This is a genomic window from Bacteroides sp. 43_46 (genome assembly GCF_001915455.1).
Lineage (GTDB): Bacteria > Bacteroidota > Bacteroidia > Bacteroidales > Bacteroidaceae > Bacteroides > Bacteroides caccae.
In genome coordinates this window covers 13549-36574 of the sequence record NZ_MNQN01000031.1, presented here as the reverse complement: position 1 = coordinate 36574, position 23026 = coordinate 13549, and the positions used below count along the sequence as shown (strand labels likewise).

At 40.2% G+C, this 23026-nt stretch carries 24 protein-coding genes; 11 read left to right on the top strand and 13 right to left on the bottom strand.

The annotated features are described in order from the left end of the window. Positions 1–84: 84 nt before the first annotated feature. Positions 85–981, bottom strand: a complete 897-nt coding sequence (locus tag BHV72_RS03225) for a LysR substrate-binding domain-containing protein (protein WP_022041423.1) — start codon at positions 979–981, stop codon at positions 85–87. Between the two features lie 58 nt (positions 982–1039). Further along, positions 1040–1627: a DUF6621 family protein gene (locus tag BHV72_RS03220; RefSeq protein WP_234093520.1), complete on the bottom strand. Its 588-nt coding sequence runs from the start codon at positions 1625–1627 to the stop codon at positions 1040–1042. A gap of 222 nt (positions 1628–1849) precedes the next feature. Between BHV72_RS03220 and clpB the strand changes: the two genes are divergently transcribed. Next, positions 1850–4438 (top strand): ATP-dependent chaperone ClpB, encoded by a 2589-nt coding sequence (gene clpB / locus BHV72_RS03215; RefSeq protein WP_286854507.1) that lies wholly within the window; start codon positions 1850–1852, stop codon positions 4436–4438. A gap of 57 nt (positions 4439–4495) precedes the next feature. Here clpB and BHV72_RS19545 read toward each other — a convergent pair whose 3' ends face one another. The 6 genes from BHV72_RS19545 to nusB form a co-directional block, all read right to left on the bottom strand. Continuing rightward, positions 4496–4744, bottom strand: a complete 249-nt coding sequence (locus BHV72_RS19545) for a hypothetical protein (protein ID WP_032837595.1) — start codon at positions 4742–4744, stop codon at positions 4496–4498. Between the two features lie 366 nt (positions 4745–5110). Then, positions 5111–5542, bottom strand: coding sequence for a DUF5606 family protein (locus BHV72_RS03210; RefSeq protein ID WP_005680331.1), 432 nt, complete (start codon positions 5540–5542; stop codon positions 5111–5113). A gap of 24 nt (positions 5543–5566) precedes the next feature. Continuing rightward, on the bottom strand, positions 5567–6181 hold the full coding sequence (gene coaE, locus BHV72_RS03205; RefSeq protein WP_005680329.1) for a dephospho-CoA kinase: 615 nt from the start codon (positions 6179–6181) through the stop codon (positions 5567–5569). Beyond that, positions 6171–7190: a CdaR family protein gene (locus tag BHV72_RS03200; RefSeq protein ID WP_286854513.1), complete on the bottom strand. Its 1020-nt coding sequence runs from the start codon at positions 7188–7190 to the stop codon at positions 6171–6173. The genes coaE and BHV72_RS03200 overlap by 11 nt, the downstream gene beginning before the upstream one ends. Before the next feature lie 16 nt (positions 7191–7206). After that, positions 7207–7530 (bottom strand): preprotein translocase subunit YajC, encoded by a 324-nt coding sequence (yajC, locus tag BHV72_RS03195; RefSeq protein WP_005677565.1) that lies wholly within the window; start codon positions 7528–7530, stop codon positions 7207–7209. A 39-nt stretch (positions 7531–7569) separates the two neighbouring features. Then, positions 7570–8505, bottom strand: a complete 936-nt coding sequence (gene nusB, locus BHV72_RS03190) for a transcription antitermination factor NusB (RefSeq protein ID WP_286854505.1) — start codon at positions 8503–8505, stop codon at positions 7570–7572. A gap of 134 nt (positions 8506–8639) precedes the next feature. Here nusB and BHV72_RS03185 point away from each other — a divergent pair, with 134 nt between their 5' ends. The 4 genes from BHV72_RS03185 to BHV72_RS03170 all read left to right on the top strand — a co-directional run bounded on the left by BHV72_RS03185 (position 8640) and on the right by BHV72_RS03170 (position 10913). Continuing rightward, positions 8640–9044: a DUF3276 family protein gene (locus tag BHV72_RS03185; RefSeq protein WP_022041427.1), complete on the top strand. Its 405-nt coding sequence runs from the start codon at positions 8640–8642 to the stop codon at positions 9042–9044. A gap of 137 nt (positions 9045–9181) precedes the next feature. Then, complete coding sequence (locus tag BHV72_RS03180; RefSeq protein WP_005677561.1) at positions 9182–9772, top strand: 50S ribosomal protein L25/general stress protein Ctc; 591 nt, start codon at positions 9182–9184, stop codon at positions 9770–9772. Between the two features lie 137 nt (positions 9773–9909). After that, positions 9910–10476 carry an aminoacyl-tRNA hydrolase gene (pth, locus tag BHV72_RS03175; protein WP_032838006.1) on the top strand — a complete coding sequence of 189 codons (567 nt, stop codon included), beginning with the start codon at positions 9910–9912 and terminating at the stop codon, positions 10474–10476. 14 nt (positions 10477–10490) lie between these two features. Then, entirely contained in the window at positions 10491–10913 is a 423-nt protein-coding gene (locus tag BHV72_RS03170) for an RNA-binding S4 domain-containing protein (RefSeq protein ID WP_005677559.1), read from the top strand. A 128-nt stretch (positions 10914–11041) separates the two neighbouring features. On the opposite strand, the gene BHV72_RS03165 is transcribed toward BHV72_RS03170, so the two are convergent. From BHV72_RS03165 to BHV72_RS03145, 5 genes are all read right to left on the bottom strand, one after another. Next, a complete protein-coding gene (locus BHV72_RS03165; protein WP_005677558.1) occupies positions 11042–11467 on the bottom strand; it encodes an HIT family protein in 426 nt (141 codons plus the stop codon). Between the two features lie 48 nt (positions 11468–11515). Then, positions 11516–13789: a monovalent cation:proton antiporter family protein gene (locus BHV72_RS03160; RefSeq protein WP_005677557.1), complete on the bottom strand. Its 2274-nt coding sequence runs from the start codon at positions 13787–13789 to the stop codon at positions 11516–11518. A 152-nt stretch (positions 13790–13941) separates the two neighbouring features. Beyond that, positions 13942–15027 carry a glycine cleavage system aminomethyltransferase GcvT gene (gcvT, locus tag BHV72_RS03155; protein WP_005677555.1) on the bottom strand — a complete coding sequence of 362 codons (1086 nt, stop codon included), beginning with the start codon at positions 15025–15027 and terminating at the stop codon, positions 13942–13944. Positions 15028–15089: 62 nt separating this feature from the next. After that, positions 15090–16313: a peptidase T gene (gene pepT / locus BHV72_RS03150; RefSeq protein WP_005677554.1), complete on the bottom strand. Its 1224-nt coding sequence runs from the start codon at positions 16311–16313 to the stop codon at positions 15090–15092. 115 nt (positions 16314–16428) lie between these two features. Further along, positions 16429–17838, bottom strand: coding sequence for an amidophosphoribosyltransferase (locus BHV72_RS03145; protein ID WP_005677553.1), 1410 nt, complete (start codon positions 17836–17838; stop codon positions 16429–16431). A gap of 418 nt (positions 17839–18256) precedes the next feature. Between BHV72_RS03145 and crcB the strand changes: the two genes are divergently transcribed. The 6 genes from crcB to BHV72_RS03115 all read left to right on the top strand — a co-directional run bounded on the left by crcB (position 18257) and on the right by BHV72_RS03115 (position 22977). Continuing rightward, positions 18257–18634 carry a fluoride efflux transporter CrcB gene (gene crcB / locus BHV72_RS03140; protein ID WP_055170289.1) on the top strand — a complete coding sequence of 126 codons (378 nt, stop codon included), beginning with the start codon at positions 18257–18259 and terminating at the stop codon, positions 18632–18634. Positions 18635–18652: 18 nt separating this feature from the next. Continuing rightward, positions 18653–19315, top strand: coding sequence for a pentapeptide repeat-containing protein (locus tag BHV72_RS03135; RefSeq protein ID WP_022041430.1), 663 nt, complete (start codon positions 18653–18655; stop codon positions 19313–19315). A gap of 180 nt (positions 19316–19495) precedes the next feature. Next, complete coding sequence (eno, locus tag BHV72_RS03130; RefSeq protein WP_005680321.1) at positions 19496–20776, top strand: phosphopyruvate hydratase; 1281 nt, start codon at positions 19496–19498, stop codon at positions 20774–20776. Positions 20777–20910: 134 nt separating this feature from the next. After that, entirely contained in the window at positions 20911–21474 is a 564-nt protein-coding gene (locus BHV72_RS03125; RefSeq protein ID WP_161990430.1) for an RNA polymerase sigma factor, read from the top strand. Beyond that, the gene (locus BHV72_RS03120; protein WP_122134656.1) at positions 21471–21884 is read left to right on the top strand and encodes a hypothetical protein; all 414 of its coding nucleotides are present in this window, start codon (positions 21471–21473) and stop codon (positions 21882–21884) included. The genes BHV72_RS03125 and BHV72_RS03120 overlap by 4 nt, the downstream gene beginning before the upstream one ends. Before the next feature lie 7 nt (positions 21885–21891). Then, positions 21892–22977, top strand: a complete 1086-nt coding sequence (locus BHV72_RS03115) for a hypothetical protein (protein ID WP_022041433.1) — start codon at positions 21892–21894, stop codon at positions 22975–22977. The last annotated feature ends 49 nt before the right edge of the window (positions 22978–23026 follow it).

Below are 23026 nucleotides of genomic sequence, written 5' to 3'. Positions count from 1 at the left end.
ACCAACTTCCCGCCATTTTGTTGCATCGTAACGCATTGAAATGCTGGGAAGTTAATCTGTATGTAAAAGTAACGGAAAAGCCGATTACAGACTTTTACTATGATGTCCCGCAAACCGCATAAAGACTTGGGATAATCCCCCCTCCTGCCCTTGCAGTTGCACAAAGTTAAATTCACGCTGCATAGGCATTCCCTTTATCTCAATTACACGCAGATTACCTGCAACGAGTTCTTTATGTACGGAACGGATAGATACAATCCCCATACAATCAGTATGTTCGAGGAAAAGTTTAATGCTTTCCGTACTGCCGAGATACATCATTACATTTAAAGAAGACAGTTTCAGATTATGCTGCGACAAAGCACGTTCGAAGACATCCAGCGTCCCGGAACCTCTTTCGCGCAGAACTAATGGAATATTCGGTAAGTCTTCCGGAGTAATCTCATCCTGAATATCCAGCTTGGTATGCGCGTGCACCACTGCTACAAGTTCGTCCTGCAAGAATGAAGTATACTTTAAGTTAGGCAGACGAAAGATTCCTTCCACCAAACCTAAATCTATCCGATGTTCCTGTAAGGCTGTTTCCACTCCCCGGGAATTTCCATTGATTAGAGAAAGATTGACCTGCGGAAACTTAGCTATGAAATTTCCCAATAAAGGAGGAAGGACATATTGGGCAATCGTTGTACTGGCACCCAGTCTCAATTCACCAATATACTCGTTATGCAACAAATGCATTTCATATTCCAGTTGCTTGTAATCATCCAGAATCTTCTCACTATGCTTCAACAGCAATTCCCCCGCATCGGTCAGCGAAATTTTACTTCCCTGACGCTCGAACAAACGAGCCTGATAATAAGTCTCTAACTCCTGGATATGCTTAGTGATAGCAGGCTGGCTTACAAACAGTTCTTGCGAAGCTTTCGTAAAACTCAGGTTCTTCGCTACACTTTGGAATACTTTTAAACGAAAATCAGACACAGGGCTAAATTTTAAGTATTAAATATATAGGTATAGTCAGCAAATATAGGAACTGATATTATTGCAGTTCGTCAGCTTTGATCCCCAATGCCTGCATCACAGGAAAAGCCAACATTTCCCATTTATACTTCACCGGAGCATCCGGTTCGTTCATGCGGAACTGAATCACTTCCTTATCTTTTATTTCATTCAGCGCATCAGCCACTTTCTTCCCGTATTCTTCATTAAAGGAAATCACAATCATTCTTTTCACATCAGCCGAATCGGCAACAATAGACAGTAAATCCAAGAATAAATCTTCCCTTGTCACCATTCCCTCCGAAGGGACACTGGCAAATGAATATTCTCCATAAGGACTTTGAAAAGCAACCCCGTTCAGTTCTTTCTCCAGATCGGAAGGCCAGCAATGTACAAGCCGCCCAGACTCCTTATCGTAAACAAAAAGAAATTGGACTTCATTTTTCCCTTCCGTAATCCCGGCATCCAAAGTAAGATAGGTAGTCAGTATCGAAAGGTCTATCTCTTGTAAAGAACGTTGCAAAGTATCTTCAAAGTATCCTTTCATATCTGTAATTACAAAGTTCAGAAAAGCTGCATCAATCAGCACTACTGTTTCAGACAGTTTTATTTGAGGTTTATCGTTCATATCTTATTTACAATAACATTACAGCCGATAAAGATACTACAATACTTTCATTTATCCTCCTCATTTCGCAGCAAATTCGTCAGTCATACACTGGAAAAAGAAGCCATTTTGTCCTGTAAGCTCCTTATAATCATGCTATTTTGTCACATTTTTCTACTTGGCAAATCTTTTGCGCCCTTTTAAGTGTTATTAGAAACATGAAAAAGAAAGGAGAACAACGATATGAACTTTAACAATTTTACAATCAAATCCCAAGAAGCGATACAGGAGGCTGTAAATCTGGTGAAAAGCCGGGGGCAACAAGCCATAGAACCCGTTCACATCATGCAGGGGGTGATGAAGGTAGGCGAAAACGTTACGAACTTCATCTTCCAAAAGTTAGGTATGAATGAACAGCAAGTAGCGGTTGTCGTTGACAAACAGATTGATTCGCTGCCTAAAGTTTCCGGTGGTGAGCCGTATCTGAGCCGTGAAGCAAATGATGTATTGCAGAAAGCAACCCAGTATTCAAAGGAAATGGGCGACGAGTTTGTTTCTTTGGAACATATACTGTTAGCGTTGCTCACTGTAAAAAGCACTGTATCCACCATTCTGAAAGATGCCGGAATGACGGAAAAGGAGTTGCGTAACGCTATCAGCGAATTAAGGAAAGGAGAAAAAGTAACGTCACAATCCAGTGAGGACACTTATCAATCATTGGAAAAATATGCCATTAACCTGAATGAAGCTGCTCGTAGCGGTAAACTCGATCCGGTAATCGGACGTGACGAAGAAATTCGACGGGTACTTCAGATATTAAGCCGGAGAACTAAGAACAATCCGATTCTGATTGGTGAACCGGGTACGGGTAAAACAGCTATTGTCGAAGGATTAGCGCATCGTATCCTACGGGGAGACGTACCCGAGAACCTGAAGAACAAACAGGTTTATTCGTTGGATATGGGTGCACTCGTTGCCGGTGCAAAGTACAAAGGTGAGTTTGAGGAACGTCTGAAATCGGTAGTCAATGAAGTGAAGAAGTCGGAAGGTGATATTATCTTATTTATTGATGAAATCCATACATTGGTAGGTGCTGGGAAAGGCGAAGGTGCCATGGACGCCGCAAATATTCTAAAACCGGCTCTGGCCCGTGGCGAACTGCGCTCTATCGGTGCAACCACCCTTGACGAATATCAGAAATACTTCGAAAAGGATAAAGCATTGGAACGCCGTTTCCAAATCGTACAAGTAGACGAACCGGATAATCTGAGCACGATTTCTATCCTCCGCGGACTGAAAGAACGTTACGAAAATCACCATCATGTGCGTATCAAAGACGACGCAATTATTGCAGCCGTGGAGCTAAGTAGCCGCTACATCACCGACCGTTTCTTGCCGGATAAGGCTATTGATCTTATGGACGAAGCTGCCGCCAAATTACGAATGGAAGTAGATTCCGTACCGGAAGAACTGGACGAGATCTCCCGTAAAATCAAGCAACTGGAGATTGAGCGCGAAGCTATCAAACGTGAAAACGACAAACCGAAACTGGAGATTATCGGTAAGGAACTCGCTGAATTGAAAGAATTGGAAAAATCTTTCAAAGCTAAATGGCAAAGCGAAAAGACGTTAATGGATAAGATTCAACAGAACAAAGTCGAGATAGAGAATCTGAAATTCGAAGCCGAGAAAGCTGAACGCGAAGGAGATTATGGCAAAGTAGCCGAAATCCGTTACGGAAAACTTCAGGCATTGGATAAAGAAATTGAGGATACTCAAAAGAAACTGCGCGATATGCAGGGAGACAAGGCAATGATAAAAGAGGAAGTAGATGCCGAAGATATTGCTGATGTTGTTTCCCGTTGGACAGGTATTCCGGTTAGCAAAATGCTGCAAAGCGAGAAAGATAAATTGTTGCATTTAGAAGAAGAACTTCACCAACGTGTAATCGGTCAAGATGAAGCAATTGAGGCAGTTGCCGATGCAGTGCGCCGTAGCCGGGCAGGACTACAAGATCCCAAACGTCCGATTGGTTCGTTTATCTTCCTCGGAACAACGGGGGTGGGTAAGACAGAATTGGCGAAAGCACTGGCAGAATTCCTATTTGATGATGAAACGATGATGACCCGTATAGACATGAGTGAGTATCAGGAAAAGCATAGTGTTTCACGTCTGGTCGGAGCACCTCCGGGATATGTAGGATATGACGAAGGTGGTCAGTTGACAGAAGCTATTCGGCGGAAACCTTACTCTGTTGTGTTGTTTGATGAAATAGAGAAAGCGCATCCGGATGTTTTTAATATTCTGTTGCAAGTATTGGACGACGGAAGATTGACAGACAATAAAGGAAGGGTAGTTAACTTCAAGAATACGATCATTATCATGACTTCAAATATGGGAAGTTCCTATATACAAAGTCAAATGGAGAAACTGAACGGTTCTAATAAGGAAGAGGTAATCGAAGAAACGAAGAAGGAAGTGATGAATATGTTGAAGAAAACGATTCGTCCGGAATTTCTGAATCGTATTGACGAAACAATTATGTTCTTGCCGCTGACAGAAAATGAAATCAGGCAAATTGTCCTCTTACAAATCAAGAGCGTACAGAAAATGCTTGCTGAAAACGGTGTGGAATTGGAAATGACAGATGCTGCATTAAACTTCTTGTCACAAGTAGGTTATGATCCTGAATTCGGAGCGCGTCCGGTGAAAAGAGCTATTCAACGCTATTTGCTGAACGACCTGTCTAAGAAACTGCTAGCTCAGGAAGTAGATCGAAGTAAAGCGATCATTGTCGATGCTGGCGGAGACGGATTAGTATTCAGAAATTAAACACAATACAAAAAATAAGAAGTCGGTAGGTTTGCCAAGAAACTTACCGACTTCTTTTTATATCCCTGTATAGATAATCCTCCGAACTTCAGGCTGACAGTTCGGATGACTCATCACTAAAACATAAGTACCCTGTTTAGAAATTGTTATGGTAAGCAAAGGTAAAGCAAATTGGTGTTTTTCCCTTAATTCTCCTTGAGAATCATATAAAAATACCATTGTACCTGATAACAAATTAGTCAAGCATAACTCCCCTGATTCATTATCCAAACAGATATTCACTCCTTTATTCGTTATTGTCTCCATTCCCTATATAAAGCCTCCTGTTCCCTGGAAGGTGATTAATTATAAAAAAGCGTGAGAACTACACAATTTATCATACTTGAGGTCACTGGATAACTCAAGCATCGAATAATATCTTTAAACGCTTTTGTTGTCCATTTTCATTTTAACTGCCATAGACATCGTGAAAAATAGAGAACAGCGACAAAGATACATAAAAAGCACCATTATTTACATATATAAGTAGAAGATATTTATTTTAATAAAAGATTACCCAAATTATACTAATTTTTTTCTGAATTTACAAACATCTCTATAAAAAAACATGATAACCACATTAAATGCGATTATCATGTTCTTTAGTCTCATTTAGACAAATGACATTAATTATTATTCTGCCACTGTCTCTTCTTCTCCAACTTCCGCTTCTGGTTTAAATTCAGTAAGTCCATTAGATATCAACGTATTATACCAGGAAATCAATTTCTTGATATCTCCTACATGCACACGATCACGATCGAAATTAGGCAACACTTCAGCCAAGTATTCACGGAGTTGTTCCGGACTAGCCTTCTTCGGATCAAGAGAAGCAATTGCCGAATTTTCTTTCTTTTTCATCGCTTCCAACACATCATACAAAGGAACTTCCGCATCATCTGTGTACATTGCGATATCTGCCAGAGAGATAATTTTTTCATTACCATAAGCGGGGAAACGCTTCTTATCAGCATTGATTGATTCAACAATCAACATATTTTTTCCTTGCGAAATAAGTTTGTACAATCCCGGTTTTCCGGAGATAGACAAGATAGTCTTCAACATAGTATATATTCTTTTATTTATTAATTATTTTTTAGCGTCGCAAAGGTAATGATTATTTTTAGATAGCAAAGAAATAAGCTCCAAAACCTGCGGAATTAACGGTGTTTCATTGTCATTTACTATCACAAAATCGGCTTGTTCCCGCTTGGCCTCATCACTCATCTGTGCCTCAATACGCTTCAAGACCAACTCCCTTGATGAACAGTCACGTTTCATAGCCCGCTCTACTCTCACTTCCAACGGTGCATAAACCATTACAAGGAAATCAACTTCTTCTCTAAAACCGGATTCAATAAGGATAGCGGATTCCATACCAACCAGTCCGTTATTCCCGAAACGGACTGTCCATTGCCGGAAATCATCTTTTACCCGTGGATGAATAATAGCATTCACTTCTTTCACGTGCTCCGGATACCCGAACATATACTCCGCCAATAAAGTCCGGTTCAGTTCTCCCCCCTGAAATACTTCCTGACCGACCAAAGCACAAAGTTCCCGGCGAATCACTGTATCGGTACAAGTAATACGTTTCGCTTCTGTATCCGATATATAAACAGGAATACCCATTATCTCCAGCAACCGGGAAACAACGCTTTTCCCGCTACCGATACCACCAGTTATACCAACCTTAATCAACATCGAAAAAAGAAGATACTTGTTCTATCAAAAAGTCTACTTGTTCGGGTACAATACGGATTTGATTTATCCCATTCGGAAATGATTTCAATTTAACCGTATATTTATCAGAACCAAGCTTCAACAGTTCTTCATAAGAGACATTTATCACAAAGTCATCGGCTTTAATACTACGAAAACGCTTCAATCCTACCTGAAAAGTTATCTGAACTTTAGAAGGAAATGCACGTAGGGCCTTATCCGCCGGAAAATTAATTCCATGTAACGGTACTTCGACTGTTTTCTCCGTATAAATATCTACCGGAAATGTCGCCTCAACCGAACTTGGAACGAACTTTACTCCTCTTAACGGAGCCAGAGATATTCGTTGCCGAGTGGTATCCGAAATATTCTCCAGATTTATTTTTTGGGTATAAGCAGTAGTAATCGTATCCAAAATCCCTTCGGGCGCATACACCAACACAGAATCCGGATTACAAATTGTATCCGAAACATAATATTGAAGCCCGGCAGTTACCTTCCCCTGAAGACGGACGGGTACTAACTTGGATTTTCCCTCGGAATAGATGTATTCTAATGTATCCGGCTTTATCGAGAGTATTTTAGAAGAGACATTCAACTGACTTAGTATCTTTTTCTCAAAATCGGATGCATAAATCTTCACATGATTATTTTTCCCTTTATAATCGAGAAAACTTAAATTGACTGGAAAAAAACTTTTTCCCAACATATAATTAAGCAGCACAGTCCCCTTATCCTTCACCCGAACCCGAAGTTCAGAAGGAGGTTCCGAAGTCAGCACTACATTATTGGGAAGGTCTTTTACCCGTACCGGAATAGAAAATTCCGCTTCATAATCATTATTTAACGTTTGGAGTAACCAGAATCCACCGGCTATCAGAAAAAAAAACAAAAAAATTAAGAACTCCCTGCTCTTATCGCTAAGCAGGAAGTCCTTAATTTTCTTGGATAGTTTTAAATATGTGTACCTTATTTTCCTACGATCAAGCATAGGCATTGTTTACCATTTACTTAGATTGATTACTAGCAGCCGAAGCGTCAGCGAAAATAGAGTTTTTATCTATCTTTATCTTTACGTTAGAAGCAATTTCAAGTACGATATAATCGTCAGTAATCTCCTTGATTGTTCCGTGGATACCACCAGCAGTAATAACCGATTGATTAACCTGAAGAGATTTACGGAAATTTGCTATTTCTTTCTGCTTCTTATTTTGAGGACGGATCATAAAGAAATACATGATAACAAACATTGCTATCAGCATGATCCACATCATACTTCCACCTCCGGCAGCACCAGCAGGAGCTTGCAATAATACAGTCAATACATTCATAAAAAATCAGTTTTAGTTTCTACTATATGGACAAAGGTATTAGTTTTTAGTCAACTTACCTTCTTTTTTCAATTGATTAACTATTCCATCTAATGTTCCGTTAATAAAGCTACCGCTTTTGGATGTGCTATACAACTTCGCAATTTCCACATACTCATTTAATGAAACACTGACCGGAATGTTCGGGAAACTTAAAATTTCGGCTAAAGCAGTTTGCATAATGATGACATCCATAAATGCAATACGATCCAGTTCCCAGTTCTTTGTATTTTCGCTAACAAGATGGCGATAATAGTCGGAATTTAAAATAGTACGGCGGAACAGACGGCGTGCGAATTCCTGGTCTTCGTCATCCTTAAATTCAGGAAGTAATTCCTGATTGGCACCCTTCTTTTCATCGAAACGCTTAATGGTCTTCAATACGAATGTATCTACAATTTCCTTATCATCGTTCCAATACAGACTCTGGTCCTCCAATACCTGGTCGAGAGAATCATTATTAAAGATATATGTCTTATAGATTTTTCTCCATAATTCGCGATCAGCTTCATATGAGTTATCATCAGAGGCCATATAATCCTTATATATATCAGTTTCTACAATCTTCTCATATAGTTCCTTCACGAAGTCCTGATCGTTTGCCCAAGTCCTTTTTTGATTGGCAATAAACTCGGACAGCTGCTTATTGACTTCCAATTGGGCAATAAACTTATTTTCCACAAACTTTTTGTTGGGATACAATTCTTCTTTCGTGGGTGCCAATTTAGCTTTTGCCGCATCAATACGCTTTTGCGCATACTCTGTCAATGCTATCATCAGCATTAGCAAATAGTTGTAAAGGTCATACGCCTTTGAAAGACTAAAGAATAACTCTTTCTCCGCTGAGTCTAGATTTTTGCTGCCATTCTGATAATAGGCATATACTATCTGTATAATCTTAAGACGAATAAGAACTCTGTTGTTATCGAACTGCAAAAGTAGATATTTTTAATGAGTTTCCACAAATAAATCACATTTTTTAATGCAGTATTTGATTCTCTGCGCTTTTTCTTTTGACAGTTTAAAAAAAATATCCAATTTTGAAGCCGATTATAAACGGACCGAAATATATGGAAGATTTTAAAAAGAAAATGAGCGCAGACATGAATGATAAGGAGATCGTATTCTCCAAGTCCATTAAAGCAGGTAAACGCATCTATTACCTCGATGTAAAAAAGAACCGTAAAGATGAAATGTTCCTTGCTATTACAGAGAGCAAAAAGGTGATAATGGGAGAAGGCGATGATTCTCAGGTGAGTTTCGAAAAACACAAGATTTTCTTATATAGAGAAGATTTTCAGAAATTCATGGCAGGATTGACAGAAGCTATCGATTTCATTGATCGCAATGACATGAACGACTATATCAGCCGTTTAACCCAGGAAGCAGATATGGAAAAAGAGCAAGCTGCTATTGAAGAAGAAGCAAAAGAGGAAAAATTGGGGAGGGAAATCAAGATTGACATTGATTTTTAAGAAGAAAGCTCTTTGATATATCAAAAAAAGACCGTACCTTTGCACCGCTTTTTTGCGACATCGTGTGATAATCCACATCGTGTAATGGTGAATTAAGCAAACTAACTTAATTTAGAGTAACACAATTTTTTAAAGAAATGAAATCAATTGAAGTAAAAGGAACTGCAAGAACAATTGCAGAACGCTCTTCAGAACAAGCAAGAGCTTTGAAAGAAATTCGTAAAAACGGTGGTGTACCTTGCGTACTTTACGGAGGTAATGAAGTAGTTCACTTTACAGTGCCTAACGAAGGTCTTCGTAATTTGGTTTATACTCCGCATATCTATGTAGTAGACTTGATTATCGACGGCAAAAAAGTAAACGCTATCCTGAAAGATATTCAATTCCATCCTGTAAAAGATACTATCCTACACGTAGACTTCTATCAGATCGATGAAGCTAAACCTATCGTAATGGAAGTTCCTGTACAGTTGGAAGGTCTTGCAGAAGGTGTGAAAGCCGGTGGTAAGTTGGCTTTACAGATGCGTAAGATTAAAGTGAAAGCTTTGTATAACGTTATTCCTGAAAAACTGACAGTGAACGTTTCTCACCTCGGTTTAGGTAAGACTGTAAAAGTTGGCGAATTGAGCTTTGAAGGCCTTGAATTGATGAGTGCTAAAGAAGCTGTGGTATGTGCCGTTAAGTTGACTCGTGCAGCAAGAGGTGCAGCAGCTGCAGCCGGCAAGTAATTTGAGACTATTCCTGTAAAGAGATTTACTTTAAACGCAGATTAATGCAGATGAAAGCAGATGTTAAGTCTGTACTAGTTTGTATTAATCTGCGTTTCTTTTTCTATATTAATGAACTGTTTTACGGATAAGTAATGATAAAATATTTAATTGTCGGACTGGGAAACATTGGCCCTGAATATCATGAAACCCGGCACAATATCGGATTTATGACGGTAGAAGCATTGGCAAGAATCAATAATGCTCCTCCTTTTATTGACGGACGTTACGGATTCACAACCAGCTTTTCAGTCAAAGGGCGCCAGTTAATCCTGCTGAAACCTTCCACCTTCATGAACCTAAGCGGTTTTGCTGTCCGCTACTGGATGCAAAAAGAAAACATCCCATTAGAAAATGTGCTGATAGTGGTAGATGACTTGGCACTCCCTTTCGGTACTTTACGTTTAAAAGGAAAAGGGAGTGACGCTGGACATAATGGATTGAAGCATATTGCCTCAACCTTAGGAACACAAAATTATGCCCGTCTGCGATTTGGTATCGGTAATGATTTCCCACGTGGCGGGCAGATTGATTATGTACTGGGACATTTCACAGATGAAGACTGGAAGACAATGGAGGAAAGGCTGGCAACGGCAGGTGAGATTATTAAAAGTTTCTGTCTTGCCGGAATTGATATCACTATGAACCAGTTCAATAAAAAATAAAGATAATAACTAAAATGGCTGAAGCAAGAATAGACAAATGGATGTGGGCTGTACGTATCTTCAAAACACGTACGATAGCAGCAGAAGCTTGTAAAAAAGGCCGTGTCACCATAAATGGAGCACTCGTCAAGGCCGCACGTATGGTAAAGCCGGGAGATGTAATTCAGGTTAAAAAGCCGCCTATCACATATTCATTCAAAGTGCTGCAAGCAATTGAAAAACGTATAGGAGCCAAACTCGTCCCCGAAATGATGGAGAACGTCACAACTCCTGACCAATATGAACTATTGGAAATGAGTAAGATCAGCGGCTTCATTGACCGAGCACGAGGAACCGGACGTCCTACCAAAAAAGATCGACGAAATCTGGAAGAGTTTACAACACCAGAATTTATGGACGACTTTGATTTTGAATTTGATTTCGATAGCGAAGACTAACCGAATTAACGCCTAAGCAAGGTTTCCTTTGTTACATATTGTCATTTTAGGCACGAATTACAGAATGCTCGTTTTATAAAAAAACGGTCACACAAAACAACAGGATAATCCGTGCCTGAAATTACTACTTACAGATTTGCCCTTACTGCATCAATCAATTCCTGATACTCAGCATCCGTCAAATAAACCTTTCCCGGATTCATCTGGAATATACCACCATAGTCAGGACCATCCACATATTTCGGAGCCAAATGAAAATGTAAATGAGATAATTTATCCGAATAAGCACCATAATTTATCTTTTCCGGTTGAAATGCTTTCTGCATGGCGCGGGTAACTCGTGTCACATCTGCCATAAAAGCATTACGATCTTCATCGCTCAATTCATTCAAATCGTTTGCGTGATCCTTGTAGGCAACAAGGCAACGTCCTCGATAAGTTTGTTCCTTAAACAGGAATACACGTGATACACTCAACTGCGCAATCTCAATCATCAGATTATGCAGCGTTTCATTGTTCTGACAATACAGACATTCTTTAGGATCGCTTTTCATGATACAATTATTTTATATTTTAACGAAACAAAAATAGGTGTTCTATTTTTATCCGACCTGTACTTTTTCGCTTTTTTGATCGATTAATTGGTATACATCCTCTTTCTCACCTACCACCCACACTACATCTCCTTCTACAAGCGGCACATTTACATCCGGTACCATCAACGCACCGTCCTCATTTTCAATGCCCGCTATCATACAGTGATACTTATCACGAATACCCGATTCACGAATTGTCTTACCTAGAAAGACAGAATCTGCATCTATGATAAACTGCCTCAAAGCCATTTCACTCTTTTCATATACATCCCAGTCGATCTTTGCACCATTTTGCATAGCCTCATTAAAAACACTCAATTGCTCATCCGTTCCTATCACTTGTATCTTATCCATTGGGAACAAACGGACGGAGCCTCCGGGAATGTTAATCCTTCTCTTTCCACGAAGAATAGAAGCTACATGTACACCGAACTTCTTTCCCAAATTCAGTTCCAGCAATGTTTTACCAGCCCAAGAAGATTCTCCGGGAATTTCCATATCGGCAAGATGTAAATCATGAGACAACAAACGTCCGGCATATTCCGGTTTCTTTTCTCCCAGATATTCTGCACGCACATCTCTTGAACGAAGATTCTGAAAGAAACGTCGCTCAATTAATATTGACTGTTTTTTCAAACGGCGTGACCATACCATAAGCAACACGACAAGCACAGCAACCCCTATTATTAAGCCGATAGATGCTTTGAACAATCCCGATATTACAAAAATAACGAACAGTGCCGCTATCATAATCCGGATAACGATAGTAGAAACTAAGGGAGCACGATTCGTACGGCTATCATGCCACAAAGTCACAAACTCGACCGAATGATTTTTCTTCACCATAATAGCACGCAAAAAAGGAGCAATACATAGAATAACAAAGACCGCTCCCAACAGTGACGCCCAGAAATGGGGTAAGTTCTCCTTAAAGAACGGTACCACAAAGCGGAAAGAAAGAGCAATGATAGATATGCTGACTATCGAATAAACAACTGTAATACGCACCATTGCTATCAATAACTTTTTCCACAGATTTTCGTGATTGAGTGCGGTTTGCGATCCGGAAGAATAACGCATCAAGAACTTTCTCCAGGATTCCGGCAAGTGAGCATCAACAAAAGTGGAAGCGGGTTCCGCCAGACGAATCATATAGGGAGTTAGAAAAGTGGTAATAACGGAAACTGCCACCACTATCGGATACAGGAAATCACTCGTCACATGCAAAGATACTCCCAACGAGGCTATAATAAATGCAAACTCACCGATTTGTGTCAAACTAAAGCCACATTGCATAGCTGTTTTCAAGGGCTTTCCGGAAAGAATTACTCCAAATGTTCCGAAAATTGCCTGTCCCAAAATTACTGCCAGAGTAATTACTATGATAGGTATGGCATACTCCACAATCATTGCCGGATCTACCATCATACCCACCGATACGAAAAAGATAGCTCCGAAAAGATCTTTGACCGGTTTCACTAATCGATCTATGGATTCCGCTTCGATGGTCTCGGCTAAGATAGACCCCATAATGAACGCACCGAATGCGGCGGAGAATCCCGTATTGGCAGCCATTACCACCATACCGAAACATAATGCCAGGGATACGATAAGTAAAGTCTCCTCTCCCATTAGTTTCCTGCAACGTTTCAGAAATTCAGGAATTAAATAAATACCCACTACAAACCATAAAATAAGGAAGAACAATAACTTTCCGATACTTTCCAACATCTCCGTACCTTCAAAATTATGACTTACTGCCATAGTGGAAAGCATCACCATTAAAACGATAGCCAATATATCTTCCAGAATCAAGATACTTAACACAAGCCCTGTGAACTGTTTTTTTCTCAATCCCAGATCATCAAATGCTTTATAAATAATAGTAGTAGAGGACATTGCAATCATACCGCCCAGGAACAGACTATCCATTCGGTGCCATCCGAAACTCATACCGACTCCTATCCCCAACAAAATCATACAAAAGATAATGGTACAAGCAGCTATGATAGCGGAACCACCCACTTTTACAATCTTTTTAAAACTAAATTCAAGCCCGAGAGCGAACAATAAAAAGATAACACCGATATCCGCCCATGTCTTAATGTTGGCACTATCCATTACTGAAGGCGTAAACGGCATATGAGGACTTGCCAAAAATCCGGCAACGACATACCCCAGCACTAGAGGCTGCTTCAACTTCTTGAATAACAGAGTCATGATACCGGCACAGATCAATATCAGTGCGAGATCAGCTATAAGAGTAGGTAATTGAGACATTAGTTCATCGTATTTGATGACAAAATTATAATATTTCTATGGCATAAACAACATATTAACGGATATGTTTCATAGTAACCGTCATAAAATCAATTAGCCCCGGAAAACGTTGACATATTTCCGAGGCTAACCTATAAAATAGAGTTTAATCTTTATTTTCTAAAAGGTGGTTTCACCACTACTGCTTTCAGTTTACGTCCGCGCATATCAATGCAAATTTCAGTACCGATTTTACTATATTCCGGTTTCACATATCCCATACCAATACCAATTTTACGGGTAGGCGACATAGTACCGGATGTAACCACTCCAATCTTCTCTCCTTCCTGATTCACTAGTTCATAACCGTGACGAGGAATCCCCCGGTCAATCATTTCAAAGCCGACTAATTTACGAGTTGTTCCTTCCGCTTTCTGCTTCTCTAACATAGGACGGTTGATAAAGTTTTTGCCTTCTACAAATTTCGTGATCCAGCCCAAACCGGCTTCTATAGGTGAAGTCGTATCATCCAAATCATTGCCATAGAGACAGAAGCCCATTTCCAGTCGGAGTGTATCACGCGCTCCCAACCCCACCGGTTTAATACCAAATTCTTCACCAGCTTCGAAAATAGCTGTCCAAATTGTATCGGCTGCACTCGGATAGAAATAGAGTTCAAAACCTCCTGCACCCGTATAACCTGTATTAGAGATTATCACATTGTCCTCGCCTGCAAACTTTCCAACTTTAAAAGTATAATATGGAATAGATGATAAATCAACATCCGTCAGTTTTTGCAAAGCAAGAATTGCTTTCGGACCTTGCACAGCAAGCTGACCTATATTATCAGAGGAATTTTCCAACTCCGCCCCCTCTGTATTATGAGACACACACCAATCCCAATCTTTATCCATATTGGCAGCATTAACCACCAACAAATATTTTTCCGGTTCATAATGATAAACCAGTAAATCGTCTACAATACCACCATCTTCATTAGGGAAGCAGGTATATTGTATCTTACCGGGAGTTAATGCCGCCACATTATTGGAAGTCACTTTCTGTAGAAAAGCCAATGCATTCGGACCTTTCACCCAAAATTCTCCCATGTGGGATACATCAAACACACCGACTGAATTGCAAACAGTCAGATGTTCATCAATGATGCCGGAGTATTCTATCGGCATATTATAACCGGCAAACTCGTGCATTTTAGCACCTAGTGCTATATGTTTCTCTGTAAACGGAGTGGTTTTCATGAATCTCAGTTTTTAAGTATTAAGTATTAAGTTTATATATCAGGTATATCCGTAATTGAAAATCATCTGGAAGCTACCAGCTCGGCGATCTTCACAATAACGTTCATCGCCTTTTCCATATTCTGAATAGGAACAAACTCATAACGTCCGTGAAAATTCAGACCACCGGCAAAGATATTCGGACATGGCAGACCTTTGAAAGAAAGCTGCGCACCGTCCGTACCTCCACGAATTGGCTTCACATTCGGTTTCACGCCTACGGCTTCCATAGCAGCAAAAGCGATGTCAATAATGTGCATTACCGGTTCTATCTTTTCACGCATATTATAATATTGGTCGCGCAATTCAAGAGTTACAGTGCCTTCACCATATTCGGTATTCATCCGGGCAACCAGGCGTTCTATCTCTTTCTTACGTTCTTCGAATTTAGCCCGGTCATGGTCACGAATAATATAAGAAACAGTGCATTGCTCCACTTCGCCCTGAATACCGATCAAATGATAGAATCCCTCGTAGCCTGTCGTATGTTCCGGTCTTTCTATAGAAGGCAACAGAGTAATAAACTGATTGGCAAGATAGATCGAGTTAATCATCTTATTTTTGGCGTACCCCGGATGTACATTGCGTCCCTTAAAAAGAATCTTGGCAGCAGCAGCATTAAAGTTTTCAAACTCTAGCTCTCCTACTTCACCTCCGTCCATTGTATATCCCCATTCACAACCGAACTTCTCCACATCAAATTTATGAGCGCCTTCACCAATTTCTTCGTCCGGATTAAAGCCGATGCGAATCTTCCCGTGTTTGATCTCAGGATGTTCTTTCAAGTAAACAACAGCCGATACTATTTCGGCGATCCCAGCTTTATCATCTGCACCCAACAATGTTTTTCCGTTGGTAACAATCAGGTCCTCTCCTTTATGATCAAGCAATTCGGGAAATTGAACGGGAGAAAGAATTATATTATCTTCGGCACAAAGCATGATATCCGAACCATCGTACTTTTCTACAATACGCGGAGTCACATCTTTACCACTCATATCAGGACTTGTATCCATGTGGGCAATAAATCCGATTGTGGGTACATCCTTATCTATATTGGCAGGAAGCGTGGCAAAAAGATAGCCATGCTCGTCCAGAGTAATATCCTCCAGGCCTAAAGATTCCAACTCTGTTTTCAAATATTCAGCAAATACCATTTGCTTCGGAGTACTGGGGGTAATCCCTGTCGATTCATCAGATTGTGTATCGAAGCTTACGTACTTTAAGAATCTGTCTACTAAAGTCATGTTATTTAATTACAAGTTATTAATTACAATTTGATAGTTTATAGTGCCGTAAAGGTAAAAAAAGAGCCGTGAATTACAAAGCAATTCACGGCTCTTTTTTATTGTATAATATCTTTTAAAAGTGGCTACTACCATCAAAGCAGTGTGTACACACTTTACATTTCGGCAATCCGATAGCTTCAATCAATGTTTCGAGAGTATTAAATTTCAAAGAAGTCAGACCGAAGCGTTCGGCAATAATGCTAACCATCTTCTCATATTCAGGAGAGCCGGTGGTAGCATATTTCTCCAGATTCTTATCTTCGTCACCTTCCAATTCCTTTATAATACGGCGGGTAATCAACTCCAACGCATTCTTGGAAGCTGAGAATCCGACAAACGGACAAGCATAAATCAACGGAGGACAAGCAATACGCATATGTACCTCTTTTGCTCCATAATCATACAGAATCTTCACATTATCACGTAACTGAGTTCCACGAACGATTGAATCGTCACAAAACAACAAACGTTTGCCTTGGAGCATGGCACGATTCGGAATCAGTTTCATCTTCGCTACAAGAGAACGCATCTCCTGATTGCTCGGTGTAAAACTACGAGGCCATGTCGGTGTATATTTCGAAATAGCCCGATGATAAGGGACTCCCTTGCCTTCTGCATATCCTAATGCCATGCCGACTCCCGAATCAGGAATGCCACAAGCACAGTCTACTTCCGATTTATCCATTTGTCCCATTTTCAAGCCACTCGTGAAACGTACTTCCTCAACATTCTTCCCTTCATAACAGGAAGTCGGGAAACCATAATACACCCACAAGAACGAACAAATCTGCATACCTTCACCCGGCTTACGTAGTTGTACAACATGATCGCTGTACAGACGTACAATTTCGCCCGGACCCAGATATCGGTCAATCTCATAATCCAGATTCGGAAAACTGGATGATTCACTGGTTGCAGCATACGCACCCTCTTTCTTTCCGATCACTACGGGAGTACGTCCCCACTGGTCACGGGCAGCAATAATACTTCCGTCTTCCGTCAACAGAAGCATGGAACAAGAACCTTTGATATGCTTGAATACATTTTCGATACCCTCGACAAAAGTTTTGCCTTGTATGATAAGTAATGCAATAAGTTCCGTCTGATTGGTGTTGCTTGAACTAAGTTCGGCGAAATGCATATTCTGCGAGAGAAGCTCATCTTCCAATTCTTTAATATTGGTGATTTTTGCGACAGTAACAATGGCAAAGCGTCCGAGGTGAGAATTAATAATAATAGGCTGTGCGTCTGTATCACTAATAATACCGATTCCGGCATTTCCTTTGAACTTATCCAGTTCATCTTCAAATTTAGTACGGAAATAAGTACTTTCCAGGTTGTGGATTGATCGGATGAAACCTCGCTCTTCACTATAGGTAGCAAGTCCACCCCGTTTCGTCCCCAAATGTGAATTATAATCTGTACCGTAGAATAAATCAGTCACGCAGCTCACTTGTGAGACTGTTCCGAAAAAACCTCCCATGTCGTTCTCTTTATTGATGATGTTTTAAAAAAAGATGTGCAAAAGTACAAAAAAGAATCCGTCTAATAAAAAAAGAACTCCGCAAAGTTTTAGTTTTCTTTGCGGAGCAACAACTAATATTTATTAAAATATGGAGATTAAAAAAACAATCTTTTTCACCTGAATGTTTTAAATCACTATTTTGTTACTTTCTTATCAACCGATGTACTGCAATAATGTTCTCCATAATATATATCCAATCACATAAAACACTAATTACAAAACGAATAATGAAAGTAAAGAGAAAAAAGCACAGTAGCTATGCCGAATAAAACAGATTGACTATACACGTATATTACACATTCTTCCTATATTTGCACACAATTATTTTATTTTTCCAAAGAGTTACACCAACTCTGATACAAATATCTAAAACCAAATGAGTAAAGAAATTATCTATATTTTTCTTGGTGGCGGCACCGGTAGCGCATTGCGTTATTGCATACAGCTACTTATGCACGAACGGATTGTTCCCTACAATTTTCCGTGGGCTACTTTCACGGTCAATATCTTCGGTAGTTTTCTCATCGGACTATTTTACGCTCTTTCCGAACGGTTCCACTTTCCTTTCGAAGTTCGCCTTTTTCTAACAACAGGATTATGCGGAGGATTTACCACCTTCTCTACTTTCTCCAGTGACGGCATAGGGCTGTTAAAAGGAGAATTTTACGGTACATTCATTACCTACACCCTATTAAGTATAGCAATAGGACTGACAGCTGTAGTGGCAGGCGGTTATTTAGGAAAACAATTATAAAAAAGGAACCTTTGCAACATGACAAAAAGAAATACAGCTAAACCCGTCCGTGTAGTTTCTCCGATAATGGAAGAACAAGAAACCAGTGCAAGCACTTTACAAGAATGGCTTGACAAGGAAGAAACAGTCTCCGATCTTTTATTTAACAAAGGAAAAGAAGAAGGAATCAACAAGTCCTATAAAAGTTTCAAGAACTGTACTTTCCAAAATCAGATATTCAGCGAATGCAAATTCCATTCATCCCAACTGACAGATGTCCGGTTCGAGAACTGCGACCTATCCAATATTTCTTTTGCAGAAAGCTCTTTGTACCGAGTAGAATTTATTTTCTGTAAGTTGCTGGGAACTAATTTTTCGGAAACCACTTTGAATCATATTCTGCTACACGAGTGCAATGCCGGATACATCAATCTGGCAATGAGTAAAATGAACCAGGTACGTTTTGCGCACTGCCTGTTCAGAAACGGGAGTTTCAATGACTGCCGCTTTTCTTCCGTCGCTTTTGATAGTTGCGATTTGGTGGAAGCCGACTTCTCACACGCCCCACTCCGGGGAATAGACCTACGCACCTCCCGCATCAGCAGTATAACACTTAATACCAGTGACCTAAAAGGAGCTATTATCACGTCCTTACAAGCTATGGATTTACTTCCTTTGCTGGGTGTTATTATCGAAGACTAAAATCCTTCAAATTTCATTCGCCTGCATTCAAACAAAAAACATCGTCCCGTTGTTATATTATAAGATCGGACTAACGACATATAGGGAATAGGGCCAAAAAGAATACCTATTTATAGTGATTTCTCACTCTCTGTCAAGTCCGTACTTTTGCAGAAATCTTATTCAAAAACAATAGAAACGATGAAAATTGAAAAAATTGTAGCTCGAGAAATTCTCGATTCAAGAGGTAACCCCACAGTAGAAGTTGACGTAGTATTGGAATCAGGCATTATGGGACGCGCATCCGTGCCGTCGGGTGCTTCCACAGGTGAACACGAAGCATTGGAACTTCGTGACGGTGACAAACAACGTTACGGTGGAAAAGGAGTACAAAAAGCGGTTGACAATGTAAATAAAATCATCGCTCCGAAACTAATCGGTATGTCTTCACTCAACCAGAGAGGAATCGACTACGCAATGTTGGCATTGGACGGTACCAAGACTAAATCTAATTTAGGTGCCAACGCTATCCTCGGTGTGTCTCTTGCCGTAGCCAAAGCTGCCGCTAGTTATCTCGACCTTCCTCTATACCGTTATATCGGCGGAACAAATACTTACGTAATGCCTGTACCGATGATGAATATCATCAACGGCGGTTCACATAGCGATGCTCCTATCGCATTCCAGGAATTTATGATTCGTCCCGTAGGCGCTCCTTCTTTCAGAGAAGGATTAAGAATGGGTGCCGAAGTATTCCATGCATTGAAGAAAGTATTAAAAGACCGCGGTCTTAGCACTGCCGTAGGCGACGAAGGTGGTTTCGCCCCCAACTTGGAAGGTACGGAAGATGCTCTGAATTCAATTCTAGCCGCTATAAAAGCTGCAGGATACGAACCGGGCAAAGACGTTATGATTGGTATGGACTGTGCTTCTTCCGAATTTTATCATGACGGCATCTATGATTACACCAAGTTTGAAGGTGCAAAAGGCAAAAAGCGTACTGCTGAAGAACAGATCGACTACTTGGAAGAACTGATCAATAAATATCCTATCGACTCTATTGAAGACGGTATGAGTGAGAACGACTGGAACGGCTGGAAGAAACTTACCGAACGTATCGGCAACCGTTGCCAACTAGTAGGTGACGACTTGTTTGTAACGAATGTCGACTTCCTAGCAATGGGTATTGAAAAAGGCTGCGCCAACTCTATCCTGATTAAAGTAAACCAAATCGGTTCGCTAACGGAAACATTGAACGCTATCGAAATGGCTCACCGCCACGGATATACAACTGTTACTTCTCACCGTTCCGGTGAAACAGAAGACGCTACGATCGCCGACATCGCAGTAGCTACTAACAGCGGACAAATCAAGACCGGTTCTTTGAGCCGCTCAGACCGTATGGCTAAATACAATCAGTTGCTTCGTATCGAAGAAGAATTGGGTGACTTGGCCGTATATGGATATAAGAGAATCAAGTAAGCATACTTTTTACTTTATAAGTAAAAGAGGATAGGTTTTAAAAAGCCTATCCTCTTTTTTTATATATTTGATGATTCGCAAACGACCAGAAACATTTTCATGCGTATCATATAATAAACAAGAATGAATAAACAATGATAAATCAGGAAAAGACACTGGAACTGGTAGACCGGAGCCAACGGAAAGACACAGCAGCATTTGCCCAGTTGGTCACCGAATTTCAGCCAATGGTATTCAGGCTTGCCTTCCGGTTGCTTTGTGACGAAGACGAAGCCAGGGACATAACACAGGAGACATTTGTAAAAGTCTGGTTATCCTTGAAAACATATAATCGGAAGAATCGCTTTTCTACCTGGCTTTATAAAATCACCTGCAACGCGTGTTATGACCGTTTACGTTCACTTCGCCATTCGTCTTTGAACAACGAGTTCGCCTTTTCTGATTCTATCAACCTCGCATCGGACGACAATATTGAAATATCTCTATCCAACAGGCAACTGAAAGAATTGATATTGCGCTATACCAACGAACTTCCTCCCCAGCAGAAACTTGTTTTCATGCTGCGTGATGTAGAAGAACTGGAAGTCATAGAAGTGCAAACTATCACAGGCCTATCACCTGAGAAGATAAAAAGCACTCTATATCTTGCCCGAAAGAATATACGTAATAAAATGAATCAAATAGACCCCGACTTATGAAACAAGAAGATAAAAAGTACGAAGAATGGTTGACGGAAATCAAAAACAGACAACCCATATTAGAAAATCCAGAAGAACTAACAGCGGCTATTCTGAATAAGATAACCGATAACGCTCCTAAAAAGAAAAAGATAAGATATCTCGTTGGTGCTTGGATATCAGGAACCGCAGCAACGTTATTGCTCTTTTTATTTATAAACGATGCTTGTTTTCCTCCCTCCCTTTCCGAAGCAGAAACGCAAAATGGATATGTCTATCAGCCAAACGGCACTTCATTTCCCTTACCGGAGAACTGGGAAGAAATGCAACTCTTGGAGAAAAGTACCTACCTATCCTCTCAATACACGCAGCACCGGAAGCTCCGGCAGACGCGAATACTTCAAATTATAAAAGAAAACCAATTAAGATAAACAGAGTATGAAAACTAATCATTCAATCGCAACATTACTACTGTTACTGTCACTGGGTATGACTTCGTGCAGTACTTATTATAGAATGACTTCACGGATAGACACCAATGGAAGTATGCATAGAGAGGTCTATGCACGAGGTGATTCCGCTTTCATTGCAGGAGATAAGACACATAACCCATTTCTGTTTCAATTAGATACCGATTGGCAGATAGTAAATCTGGACTCCACCCTCAAATTTAATTTCTGGGGAGAAGAAGAAAAACTGAATGTAAAAGCCTGCCGGAATATTCCCCTGATAAATGGAGAATATTTCTCTATCTCCAATGGAAAAGAACAGATGAGCTCTTTGGCAATACCTACGGAGCAGTTAAAGAAACGTTTTAAATGGTTTTATACCTATTATATATATACCGCTACTTATAAAGAACTTCCGGACAAAGGACCGGTCCCTCTTGACAAATATCTGAATAAAGAAGAACAAATAATCTGGTTTCGTGGAGACAACGCTGCCTTTAGCGGTATGAACGGCATCGAACAAAACGACAAACTAGATAAACTCGAAGCTAAATTCGGAGAATGGTACAATCGCAGCCAATACGAAATTATTTGGGAAGTCATTCGCCAATTTACCTCACAAAAAGGTGACACGGTTTACGTAAACCGCCTGAACGAACTCAAAGAAACAGTCTATACCAATCACCTGTCAGGGAAAGACAGTTGTGGAGACGCAGGAATAGATGATGTCTGTGCGCTTTTTGATAAAGTCGGTCAAACAAACTATTACTCGGAACTTTATAAAGCCCATGCAAAGGCAATGGACAATATGTGCGAACAGAAAATCAAGATTGCTGAAGTATTCTATCATGCTATACAATTTGAGTTGACAATGCCCGGCACACTTCTTTCTTCCAACGCCAGTCTTTCAACCAATAATATAATGGTATGGAAAATAGACGGTCTCCGCCTTCTGACTGGAAATTATGTACTTACCGCAGAATCACGAGTTATCAACTATTGGGCATTCGGGCTTACCTTACTAATCATTCTGGCAACTTTGGGAATCTTTATAAAATTATACAGGAACAGATAACAAAAAAAGCATTCAGACAACTACCTGAATGCTTTTTTATCCGGATTGG